13 protein-coding genes and 1 riboswitch are annotated in these 12,109 nt (G+C 35.9%); of the genes, 2 read left to right on the top strand and 11 right to left on the bottom strand.

Going from position 1 to position 12,109, the window contains the following annotated elements; genetic code table 11:
- Window positions 1–29: 29 nt before the first annotated feature.
- Window positions 30–1,040: a site-specific integrase gene (locus tag VCHSUH04_RS05105; RefSeq protein ID WP_105085628.1), complete on the top strand. Its 1,011-nt coding sequence runs from the start codon at window positions 30–32 to the stop codon at window positions 1,038–1,040.
- A gap of 78 nt (window positions 1,041–1,118) precedes the next feature.
- Here the strand turns inward: VCHSUH04_RS05105 and VCHSUH04_RS05100 are convergent, their stop codons facing one another.
- Window positions 1,119–1,427, bottom strand: a complete 309-nt coding sequence (locus VCHSUH04_RS05100) for a LysM domain-containing protein (protein ID WP_105085627.1) — start codon at window positions 1,425–1,427, stop codon at window positions 1,119–1,121.
- Between the two features lie 254 nt (window positions 1,428–1,681).
- On the opposite strand from VCHSUH04_RS05100, the gene lexA reads away from it, so the two are divergent.
- Window positions 1,682–2,353, top strand: a complete 672-nt coding sequence (lexA, locus tag VCHSUH04_RS05095) for a transcriptional repressor LexA (protein WP_005386617.1) — start codon at window positions 1,682–1,684, stop codon at window positions 2,351–2,353.
- Window positions 2,354–2,460: 107 nt separating this feature from the next.
- On the opposite strand, the gene VCHSUH04_RS05090 is transcribed toward lexA, so the two are convergent.
- The 10 genes from VCHSUH04_RS05090 to VCHSUH04_RS05045 form a co-directional block, all read right to left on the bottom strand.
- Window positions 2,461–3,582, bottom strand: coding sequence for an IS1249 family transposase (locus tag VCHSUH04_RS05090; RefSeq protein WP_105085626.1), 1,122 nt, complete (start codon window positions 3,580–3,582; stop codon window positions 2,461–2,463).
- Window positions 3,583–3,837: 255 nt separating this feature from the next.
- Window positions 3,838–4,725: a 4-hydroxy-tetrahydrodipicolinate synthase gene (gene dapA / locus VCHSUH04_RS05085; protein WP_105085625.1), complete on the bottom strand. Its 888-nt coding sequence runs from the start codon at window positions 4,723–4,725 to the stop codon at window positions 3,838–3,840.
- Window positions 4,726–4,746: 21 nt separating this feature from the next.
- Window positions 4,747–5,778: an aspartate-semialdehyde dehydrogenase gene (locus tag VCHSUH04_RS05080; protein ID WP_105085624.1), complete on the bottom strand. Its 1,032-nt coding sequence runs from the start codon at window positions 5,776–5,778 to the stop codon at window positions 4,747–4,749.
- A gap of 23 nt (window positions 5,779–5,801) precedes the next feature.
- Window positions 5,802–6,599, bottom strand: a complete 798-nt coding sequence (gene dapB, locus VCHSUH04_RS05075) for a 4-hydroxy-tetrahydrodipicolinate reductase (RefSeq protein ID WP_105085623.1) — start codon at window positions 6,597–6,599, stop codon at window positions 5,802–5,804.
- A 74-nt stretch (window positions 6,600–6,673) separates the two neighbouring features.
- Window positions 6,674–6,845: riboswitch (Lysine riboswitch) on the bottom strand.
- Window positions 6,846–6,886: 41 nt separating this feature from the next.
- Window positions 6,887–8,551: a DNA repair protein RecN gene (gene recN / locus VCHSUH04_RS05070; RefSeq protein ID WP_105085622.1), complete on the bottom strand. Its 1,665-nt coding sequence runs from the start codon at window positions 8,549–8,551 to the stop codon at window positions 6,887–6,889.
- Between the two features lie 4 nt (window positions 8,552–8,555).
- Window positions 8,556–9,011 (bottom strand): arginine repressor, encoded by a 456-nt coding sequence (argR, locus tag VCHSUH04_RS05065; protein ID WP_024065706.1) that lies wholly within the window; start codon window positions 9,009–9,011, stop codon window positions 8,556–8,558.
- A 320-nt stretch (window positions 9,012–9,331) separates the two neighbouring features.
- Window positions 9,332–9,907, bottom strand: coding sequence for a class I SAM-dependent methyltransferase (locus VCHSUH04_RS05060; RefSeq protein ID WP_060924590.1), 576 nt, complete (start codon window positions 9,905–9,907; stop codon window positions 9,332–9,334).
- A 27-nt stretch (window positions 9,908–9,934) separates the two neighbouring features.
- A complete protein-coding gene (locus tag VCHSUH04_RS05055) occupies window positions 9,935–10,819 on the bottom strand; it encodes an NAD(+)/NADH kinase (RefSeq protein WP_105085621.1) in 885 nt (294 codons plus the stop codon).
- A gap of 9 nt (window positions 10,820–10,828) precedes the next feature.
- Window positions 10,829–11,632: a TlyA family RNA methyltransferase gene (locus VCHSUH04_RS05050; RefSeq protein ID WP_105085620.1), complete on the bottom strand. Its 804-nt coding sequence runs from the start codon at window positions 11,630–11,632 to the stop codon at window positions 10,829–10,831.
- Entirely contained in the window at window positions 11,629–12,108 is a 480-nt protein-coding gene (locus VCHSUH04_RS05045) for a divergent PAP2 family protein (protein WP_105085619.1), read from the bottom strand. The genes VCHSUH04_RS05050 and VCHSUH04_RS05045 overlap by 4 nt, the downstream gene beginning before the upstream one ends.
- Window position 12,109 lies beyond the last annotated feature (1 nt).

The raw sequence follows: 12,109 nt of genomic DNA, 5'->3' as shown, positions 1-12,109 counted from the left end.
ATTGATATTTTTAAGGGTAAGGGTGAATTATGTCAGAGTCTAAAGAGCAACAGAAACATTTCTATTTGCGCAACAATGATGCGCTTATGAATAGTACTAAGTTGTCTATGAAAGCAAAACAAAGCATATTATTATCTAAGGCTGAAAATACTGTTGATGCGTACGAATCGGATTGGGACGATTTCGTTGATTGGTGTACCTATCAAAAGGTATCTTATTTTCCAGCCACACCAGAAACAATTGTGAACTATATAAATGATCTAGCTGACTATGCTAAGGCTAACACAATATCTCGTCGCATTAGCGCCATATCAGAGAATTATAATGCCTCTGGACATAGAGATAATCCTTGTATGGCACCTATAGTAAAACAAGCGTTACGAGGGATTAGACGGTTAAAAGGTACTTTCCAGCAAGGCAAAACACCAGTTCTTCTAGAAGATATTGAAGATATTTTGGAGTGTATGGATAAACTAGATGTGCCTGAGTTGCAATTATTACGTGATAAAGCTATTCTTTTAATTGGATTTATGGGCGCTTTTCGTCGCAGTGAAATTGCGGCCATTACAGTAGAACATCTTCAGTTTTCTCCCCAAGGTGTTGAAATCTTTGTTCCATCTTCAAAAGCCGATCAAGAAGGTCAAGGTGCTGTTGTAGCGATTCCTCACCTATCTGGTTCTCCGCTAGATGCAGTACGCGCCTTACAGCAATGGTTACGTACTTCTGGTATTACGGAAGGCCCTGTATTTAGAGGTTTTACTAAAAATATGTCACTTCGTAAAACAGCTATATCCGATAAAATGATTGCAGAAATTGTGAAAAAATATATTACTCTTATTGGTCTTGATCCATCTATGTATGGAGCCCATAGTTTACGTCATGGCTTCGCCACAACTGCAGCAGCTTATGGTGTGGAAGAACGTAATATTATGAGACAAACACGTCATCATAGTGTTAATATGGTTCGTCGTTACATTAATGAAGCGAATAAGTTTGTCGATAATCCTATTTCAACAATCTTTGAAAAACGATTTAGATAAAAACAAAATTTAAATAACAAAAAGCAGCTATCTCTATCTGAGTAGCTGCTTTTTTGCGTGGGTTATACCCATATATATTTAGTTTTGAGCCACATAGTCCAAAGCTCTAACTGGACTATCATTTTTCTTAACTGGTACTTTTAAAACTGTACCAGGAACTAATGCACCAGAGTCATCAATTTTGTTAAGTTCCTTCATAGCATATACCATTTCACGAACATCCATATCTTTATGAGCTGTGCGAGCTGCAATATCCCACATAGTATCTCCTGCTTGAACTTTTACTTCACGGACAGCATGTGTATTTGCTTCTGTTACAGGGGTTGTCATATTATAGCCGAACAAGATTGTTAAGCACATTCCTACCATCATCAATATATTTTTCATCTCATACCTCACATTTACATCGAACATAATATCTGAGAACATTTGTTTGTTTACATGCTTATATTAGCACACGAACGAATGTTCGGTCAAGTGTTTTAGAACAAATGTTTGCAAAAACTTTTAAAATTGCCTATAATAGGTATATAAGATTAGTAATTATCTTATATCTTTATTATATAGTACTAAATGAGTAATTTTTTCCTCATGCATATATTGATATTATTTTGATGTTATATTGACTATGGAGGTTCATCGTGAGACGCCCTGCTACAGATATTAATACAAAACAGCGCCGTATATTAGATTTTATTAAGGACTCTTTACATAATGAATATCGTTGTCCTACTGTTCGAGAAATCTGTACGCATGTAGGCCTTAGTTCTACTTCTACTGTGCAATCTCATTTGAATGCTCTTGAAAAGTTTGGTTATATTAAACGCGATCCTAATAAAAATCGGGCTATTACAGTATTAGAGGATACAAAGCCTTCTATTTCTGTAGACGGTAATGAAACATCAAGTTCTGATAATTTTGAGTTCTTAGGGGCTGGGTTGAAACAAGTGCCTCTTATTGGTACCGTACAAGCAGGTATGCCTATTACAGCGGTAGAAAATTTAGAGTCTACTCTTACATTACCTGTTCAATTAACTGGTGATTCTGACTGCTTTTTACTACGTGTTCAAGGTGAATCCATGATGAATATTGGTATGTATGAAGGTGATATGCTCATCGTACGCCATCAAAATACTGCTAATAATGGTGATGTTGTTGTAGCACGTATCGATGATGAAGCTACAGTAAAACGTTTTTATAAAGAAAATGGTCATATTCGTTTACAACCTGAAAATGACGACTTTGATCCAATCATCGTAGATGATTGTCATATTGAAGGTCTTGTTATTGGTCTTGTACGAGATAGAATATAGAAAAAATCGGCAACTTACGGTTGCCGATTTTTTATTATTAGGCTATAACTGTTAGTAACTAATAGAAGAATTATAAAACGGGTTATAGGACAAAACGTGTTGGTACTTTAATCCCAATCATTGAAAGATAATTTGTCATAGTTATGCAAATCACCCCAAGAAATGGCATCTCCCCAAGTTGGAATTATGCCTTGAAGTTGGGCTCTTTCATTCATAGAACTATATATTTTAGAAATACTTGCATCAGTTGGCATTACCTTAAGTATTTCTTTTGCAGAAAGCGGTCTTGGTGAGTGTAAATAACACCACCAAAAGACCGCTTTTATACGTTTTTCTACAGACATTCCTCGATGGTAACGCAATAAACGTCTGAGTTGTGCGTTTACTCCGCCTTCAATAGGGTTATTAGTCCTCGGACATTCTTTATCCAACACCAATGTTTCATCTAAATATCGAAACATTGTCTCTGTATTAATTAATGCCACTAGAGAGTTATAGGCTTTTAGTAATCGTTCATGCGTAGCTCTTAAATTATCATTACTATCACGTGTCATTTCATTTAGAAACTCTTTAAAAGTCACCCTCCAATTAAATAATCGTTGAATCCATATTTTTGCATCTTCCTGTGTTTTTACGTTATATAAATCGCTTGCTAAATCTTTTAACATAATGCCTGCTAATGTCTTAGGCCGCCTAGTAGTGTAACGATGTACTTGCCATACGGCATGAACAATACAACGTTGAAGCTTGGCGGTACGCCAAACTTTTTTTAATGCTTTTCTAAGACCAGGTCCACCATCAGAAACGACCACAATGGGGGTCGCTATTCGCTGCATAAGAGCTTGCCATGAGCGAGACTGTTCTGACCTACATAAATACCACCCTAATACATATTCACCATCATAACAGATCAAAATACAAGCTTTTTTAGCTAAGTAAATACCATCAACGAATACCACATCTCTCGAGGTTTCAATTTTGGGCGGCATAGGCCATATTTGCCAGAAATCAGCTATCTGTCTACGAAATGTACGGCCCTGCCCAGGCATGTCCTGTTGTGTTTCTTTACTAAATAACCAATTTAGAAATCGATGAAAACATTTAGTAGTATTATCAATAGTTTGTGTAAAGGTGATGTTACACTGCTTACAATGCCATCGTTGTGATCCAGCTTTAGTTTTCCCATATTTTTGACAAGAAAATCCACAATTTATACATCTTACCAGCATGATTATTCCCTCCACTTAGAACACGATTTTCTAAGAAGATATAACCTTATTGAAGCCAGTAAAATCAAGGGGTTTGGGACTTTTTACCAACACATTTTGTCCACCCTCTAAGTTTATCAAAAGAACTTAAAATAGCGATGGAGCCAGTAATTTACTGGCTCCATCGCCTATAAAACCAACACGTTTTGTCCTATAACCCTATAAAACAAAACCAGTAACTACAATGTAGCTACTGGTTTTATAGTTACTAATATATTATTGTAAATATTCCGCTAATGCTTTATCAATATATGCTGCTTCATCGGCAGTTGGATCACACATTGGTAAATTAAATACGCCAGCAGGTAAACCTATTTTACGGACTGCATATTTAACAGGAATAGGATTTGTAGTAATAAACATAGCTTTTATGATATCCGCTAAGCTTTGATGAATACGAAGAGCTTCGTGATTATGACCAGATTCATAAGCTTGAATCATCGCATTCATATCTTTGCCCGCTACATGAGAAACTACGGATACAACACCGCATGCTCCCACAGATAGCATTGGTAATGTAAGACCATCATCCCCACTATATACCATGAAGTCGTCCTCAGGCATTAAGCGTTTGATTTCAGATGCAATCATAAGATTGCCACTAGCCTCTTTTATGGCGCATACATGTGGATACTCACTATGTAATTGTGCTAGTGTTGTTGGGAAAATGCCTGTTCCTACACGGCTTGGTACATTATATACCATGATTGGCAGTGTAGTAGCCTCTGCAATAGCTTTAAAGTGTAAGTATTGACCTTGTTGATTTGGCTTATTGTAGTAAGGTACTACAACTAATAAACCATCGATTCCATCAATTTTAGATACTTCTTTTACAAAGTCTACAGAAGCTTTTGTGTCATTTGAACCTACATTAGCAATAATAGAACCTTTATGACCACATTCTTTAGCAATAGCTGTAAATAATGCTAATTTATCCTCTTTTGACATGGATGGATTTTCCCCTGTTGTACCACATACAACGAGTCCATCGGATCCATTATCTAATAAATGATGAGCAATAGCTACACTATTTTCTATGTTAAGGGATCCATCATTATTAAATGATGTAATCATAGCCGTTAATACTCGACCAAAGGTTTTCATATCTGTCCTCCCCTTGATAGATTAAAATGCTTGTTTTTCTACCAAGTACTCAGCAATTTGCAACGCATTAAGTGCTGCACCTTTACGAATTTGGTCCCCTACAATCCAGAAATTCATACCTTTGTCGTTATATAAATCTTTACGAATACGACCAATTTCACAGTCATTTTGATTAGACGTATATAATGGCATTGGATAAATTTGTTCTGCAGGATTATCTTTTACTTGTAAACCTGGGAATTTTTCACATGCTGCTTTGAAAGCTTCTACAGAAACTGGTTCAGCTGTTTCTACTAAAACAGATTCAGAGTGGGAACGATACACTGGAACACGTACAGTAGTTGGTACTACTTGAATTGTGTCGTCATGAAGAATTTTTTGTGTTTCATTGACCATTTTCATTTCTTCTTTTGTGTAATCATTGTCCAAGAACACATCGATTTGTGGCAATAAGTTAAATGCTACAGGATAATGTTTAGGGGCAGAACCTGTTGGCAATAAGTTTGCAGTCATTTCTTCACCAGCAGCATATTGTTTTACTTGGTTTTCAAGTTCTTCAATACCCTCTTTACCAGCACCAGATACTGCTTGATATGTACTTACAACGATGCGTTTAATTGGAGAAATATCATGTAGTGGTTTTAGACCTAAGCTCATAATAATAGTAGAGCAATTTGGGTTAGCAATAATACCTTTATGTTTTAAGATATCTTCTGGATTTACTTCTGGTACAACAAGAGGTACTTCAGGATCCATACGGAATGCACTAGAGTTATCGATAACAATTGCACCACGTTTAGCTGCTTCTGGTGCTAATGTTTTAGAAATAGAACCACCTGCAAATAATGCGATATCAATATTTTCAAAGGATTCTGGCTTTGCTTCCTCTACTACATATGTTTTTCCATTCACTGTAAGTTCAGTACCTGCAGAACGAGCAGAAGCTAACAACTTTAAATTTTCATATGGGAAATTACGCTCTTCAATCAGTGTAATAAATTCAGCACCTACTGCACCAGTAGCACCAAGAATTGCAACATTAGGTTTTTTCATTACTATATCTCCTTGCTCTAATATTATAAATAATGCTCTAAGCCGTAAGTTAAACCAGTTTTAGCACTAATTTTTTTACATGCTAATACTACACCTGGCATGAAGGAAAGTCGGCTTAAACTATCGTGACGAATTGTTAACGTTTCATCATAGCCACCAAATAGTACTTCTTGGTGAGCTACGTAACCAGGTAAACGAACGCTGTGGATTGTTACGTCATTAACCTTAGCGCCACGAGCACCTGGTAAACTTTCACGAGTCAAATCCTCATCAGGCGTTGCATTCGCAGCTTGTTTAGCTTCGTTAATTAATTTAGCTGTTAAAATAGATGTACCAGATGGGGCATCGTATTTATGGTTATGATGTAGTTCAATAATCTCTACATTAGGGAAATATGGTGCTAATTCTGCAGAAACCTTCATCATCATAACTGCACCAAGAGAGAAATTAGGTGCAACAAGGCAATTTGCATTATTTTGTCGACCAATAGCATCTAATTCGTCACGTTGTTCCGCAGTTAAACCTGTAGTACCAATAACTACATGAATACCTGCAGATAACATTTTTTTAGCATTTTCATAAATAACAGCAGGATTTGTAAAATCTACAATTACATCAGGTTTATTAGTATTTAGAACCTCATCGATGGAGGCATTCATTGCAATTCCTAATTGTTCGATGCCTGCTACGGAGCCTACATCTTGACCTGCCTTAGTAGGATCGATACCGCCTACCAATGTTAACTCAGGATCATTATGTACTGCTTTGACTACTTCGCGGCCCATTTTACCGCCAGCGCCATTTACCATTACTCGAATCATATATACCTCCAAAAAAGCCAGTGGATGCATCCACTGGCCTTATAGTTTATATAGCTTATAACTGTTACTAAAAGCTCAATGATAGCACTCCACCAATTCAAATTGATGACAGTCGTCCATTTATTAAATAGACAACCAGAACGATGAGTCGCAATCACCGAACTTCGGCAAGCATCCCTTTTATCATGGATCAATGCATGCCTACTCCTCATGATTACTATTTATACTCGCACCTCTATCAACATATTCACTTAATACTATTAGTATAAGTAATTATGCGATTTTAGTCAATTAAAATGGGCAATTAGTTCTTTTGCCGCTGCTAATGCTGTTGAGGACATACCTCGACCAGACATCATGGAAGCGATTTGCGTAACACGTTCATCCTCATTAAGTACAGATAATGTTGAAACTGTACGGTCATCTTGCTCTATTTTAGACAAGTGATAATGTTGCTTAGCAATACTTGCAGTTTGAGGTAAATGAGTGATACAGAATACTTGATTAGTTTTAGATAGATGTAGAATCTTTTCAGCTACTTTTAACGCTATATCTCCACTGATACCAACATCGATTTCATCAAATACCATTGTTTTGAAAGTGTCAGTACGGAATACAGATTTGAAGGCTAGCGCAATACGAGCTAATTCACCACCAGAGGCTACCTTGTGAAGCGGTAATAATTTCTCCCCTTTATTGGCAGAAAATAGTAGTTCAATTGATTTAGCACCTAAAGGAGATAATCCTTCGCCGTCCTCTATATGGAACTGAATATCACCTTTTGGCATTCCTAAATCTACTAATTCTTGATGTAATGCACTAGCTATAGCTTTTGCATTTTTTTGACGAATGTCATGTAAAACCGTTAAAGCCTCTTCTGCTACTTTTTGCGCTTTATGAAGACGAGCCTCTAATTCATCTTGTGCAAATACAAGGCTTTCAAGTTCTTCTAAACGGGCTTGTGCTTTTTCTTCGTATGCTAAAATTTCTTCTACAGTTTCACCATATTTTTTCTTTAAGCCGTAAATAGTTGTATCTCTATCTTGGCAATACTTAAAGCGCTCTTCATCATAGCTGATAGTATCTCTGTAGCGATCTAATGATTGGGCTGCTTCCTCTAATTGAAAATAAGCAGAGTCAACCATTTCAGATACTTCCTTTAATTCACTATCATACTTTACAAGATCATTAACCTCTACCTTGATAGAGTTAATAGTGTCTAGTAATGGTTGGCTTCCATTATAGAAGGCGTCATAACAAGAACCTAATACCTTATCAATATGCTCAAAGCTATCAAGACGTTTTAATTCTTCTGCAATAGAGACATCTTCACCCATAGTGAGACCGGCTTCTTCAATTTCATCAATTTGATATCGTAGCATATCGAGCTCACGTGCTCGTTCAGACATATTTTCTTGTAAGTGATCCACATCTTGTTTAGCTTGCTTATATACTTTATAAGCGTCTAAATAGGCCTTATAAGCTACTTGTCCTTCTTTATTATACGTATCCAAATATTCATGATGAGTATCTGCATCTAACAATCGTTGATTGCTATATTGACCATGAATATCTGCTAAATGTTGACCAATTTCTTTTAATGCTTTTAATGGTATAGGTTGATCATTAGCTAAGATAGTAGATTTACCATTGCGATTAAATGAACGGGAGAGAATTAATTCCCCTTCTTCAACCATAATATTTTTAGATTCTAATAGCTCTTGTATACTTTGGTGATCGGCAATATCAAATATTCCATCTATAACAAAACTATCTTTACCGTGACGAATGAACTCGCTGCTTGCGCGTTCTCCCAAAAGGATACTAAAGGCATCCATTAATATGGATTTCCCTGCCCCAGTTTCGCCGGTAAAGATAGTTATGCCATCATTAAATGAAATATTCATTTGCTCAATCAACGCAAAGTTGCGAATGCTCATTTGCGTTAACATCTATTTAGTCCTTCATTAAATCTTGAATTTTAGCTAAAATCGCTGGAACTTCAGCTTCAGATTTTGCAATTAACAAAATTGTATCATCACCAGCTAATGTACCAATAATTTCAGACCATTTTGCATGGTCAATGGAAAATGCTACGGATTGAGCTGAACCAGGAATTGTATGTAATACAACTTGATTTAAGCTGTGATCTACCTTAATTAGAGAATCTTGGAATAATCGATTGATTCGACTACGAGATAGAACTACATTTTCTTCTGGAGATAATGCATATCGATAGTGTCCATCGCCTGTAGGAATTTTGATTAACATCAATTCCTTAATATCACGAGAAACTGTAGCTTGCGTTACTTCAATACCTTCTTCTAATAAGGCCGCTGCTAATTCCTCCTGAGTTTCAATCGCCTTGGACTGCACGATTTCTTTGATTTTGTTATAGCGATAGCGTTTCATTTTGAACTCCCTTTTTTAAACCTTGCACATAAAAGAGAATAGTATCTTTCTGCTATTATTATACCATATATTCATAATTAATATATGGTATAAATTGCATGTCTCATACTAGTTATGCATATTATATTAATATTTAAAATATTGTTAATTTTCTATATACTGATAGCGTATAAACACATATCCTATAGGCTTCATCTATTTATATGAAATTAATAATTTAAAATTAGAACATTATACATGTATAAATAAAAGCCCCTATAAAGGGGCTTTTACATATTTCTTATGACTTTTATTCATAATGAATAAAGATATATTTCGTTTTATCGTTTTTGCAATATAAATAACTCAGGTGGATTATTGATTTGATTCATTGGATGCCAATGACATACATTATACAATTTTTGTTCTAAATCTGATAAATACGATTTAAGCATCTGCATTTCTTCAAACCCTTCTGTTGTTCCAGGGTAAGCAACAATTGTGATAACTCCAGACTTCGATAATTTTTCTAAGCCTTCATTTATGGCATCAATAGTTTGATGCGGTTTAGTTATAACTTGATGATCACCACCTGGTAAATAGCCTAGGTTAAAGATCATTAAATCAATAACTTCATCTTTTAATTGATTAGCTAATGCACGATCATGGGAGTCATGAATAAATGTTAGACTTACATCTTGTGCTATGTCATTTGACTGCAATAACTCTTGGCTGCTATTAATAGCTTTCATTTGAATATCGATGCCATATAGATGACAGCCCTTTTTTGCTCGTTCTGCCAAATATAGTAAATCATGGCCATTACCACATGTTGCGTCTACCACTATATTAGCGTGTTTCATTACTCGATCCCAGATTAAATGTTGAAACTGAACAGCATTGTTAATGTTAATCACAAAATCACCCCACTTGAGATTTTAGTATTACAACAACTCGTCACGACGAGATGCTAGTTTTTTAAATAATGTACCGAAGAAACATTGATCTTTAAAACGTACGAATAAACAATATACAGGATTAGAGCTTATATGTAGTGTTTCTTTATTGGTAAACGTATAGTCAAATGTACCGTCTATACAGATATGTAATTGTGGTTCACGTTCTGGCATCGTGATTTGGATTGTATCATGCTCTTCTAATACAAGTGAAACACCTTGAATCAGATGTGGCGCTACAGGTGTAACAATAATGGATCTATTATCAGGCTTCATAATAGGACCACCTGCAGATAGATTATATCCCGTAGACCCAGTTGCAGAGGAAATAATCAAGCCATCTGAAGGATACATTTGTGTATGTTGATTATTGATGGACATATTAATACGTGCCATTTTTGCTGGCTCAGCACGGGTAATAACGATTTCATTAATGATAGGTACTAATTCTTCTTCATTACCATTATTTCGGTCAATATATGCATATAAATGTCCACGTTTTTCTATATTATAATCACCATTTGCAATACGTTTAATGTGACTTTGCATTTGATGAACTTCAATTTGGTTTAAAAAGCCTAGCTCACCAAGGTTAATACCACAAACAGGTACATTATATGGGTAAATTTGTCTTGCCAAATGGATGATGGTACCATCACCACCAAAACTAAAGGCAATATCAATTTGTTTAAAGATTTCTGGACGACTTAAAATATGAGTTTCAGGAATCTTAAGTACTCGTGCAGGTGCATCTGATTCGAGATCATCTGGCAAAAATACTTCGATACCTTCATCTTTACAAATATGTGCAGCCATTTTTAGAACTGCCATAATATTGCTTTTCCCCATGTTTGGGAAGAATCCGATACGCATTGTAATCTCCTATAATGAATGGGCTTCTGCAACCACTGAATCAATTAAAGCATTATCAATGGCTAAAGCCCCTTCTTCGTACTTTTTAAAATAACCTAAAAACTCAATATTACCTTCCATGCCTTTAATTGGTGAGAACGTTAAGCCGTGAATATATAATCCACAATCATGAGCAACGTGTAAGATACGATGTAAAACTTCTTTATGGATTTCAGAATCCCGTACAATACCGCCTTTACCTACACTCTCTTTACCCGCCTCAAATTGAGGCTTAATCAAAGCTACAAGAGCTCCTGTATCCTTTAATAAGGTAGTCGCAACTGGCAGAACCTTGTCCAAAGAAATAAATGCTACATCAATAGAAATAAAGTCCACAAGTTCACCAAGTTGCTCAGGTGTAACAGTACGGATATTTTGCTTTTCCATATTAATCACACGCGGATCTTGACGCAATTTCCAAGCCAATTGATTATAGCCTACGTCAATGGCAAAGACTTTAGATGCACCATTTTGTAGGGCACAATCTGTAAAACCACCTGTGCTAGCACCTATATCAACCATAATAGCATCCTGTAAGTTGATAGGATACGTTTGAATGGCTTTTTCTAACTTTAATCCACCGCGACTAACATAAGGCAAAGTATTGCCCTTTACTACAATATTGGCATCTATAGGAATTTTGGTACCTGCCTTATCAATACGCGTAGTATCCATGAAGATTTGGCCAGCCATTATGGCCGCTTTTGCCTTTTCTCTACTTTCAAAAAGTCCTCGGTTAACGAGGAGTATGTCTAAACGTTCTTTACTGCTCATATAACACCATTATAAATATAATAAAATTGAATACATGCAACAAGAATACCGAGGATTAATCCCCCAAATACCTCTATTGGTGTATGTCCTAATAATTCTTTTAAGGCCTCTTTACGAGTAATGACAACAGGTATGTTTTTCTTTGTAAAATAATCTACAATTTGATTTAGAATTTGAGCTTGACGCCCAGCTTCTAATCGCACCCCAGATGCATCATACATAACTACAATAGAAAATACTAAGGATAGAATAAATAAATCCGAAGCTCCACTTTTTAGATATATAGCCGTAGTTGTAGCGATTACAAAGGATGTATGGGAACTGGGAAATCCCCCAGAACCCACAAGGCGTTCTGGACTAAATTTACCATGCCGAACTAGTTGCCATACAAATTTGATAGCCTGCGCAGTAAACCATCCCCAAAATGCAGCTTGCGCTATGTAGTTGTGTGCTATTTGTGGTAATATATCAATCATT

The sequence above is a fragment of the Veillonella sp. T14073-2 genome (assembly GCF_002959875.1).
Classification (GTDB): domain Bacteria; phylum Bacillota; class Negativicutes; order Veillonellales; family Veillonellaceae; genus Veillonella; species Veillonella infantium.
Note: the sequence above shows the minus strand (reverse complement) of the source record. Positions and strands in the feature narration are given on the sequence as shown.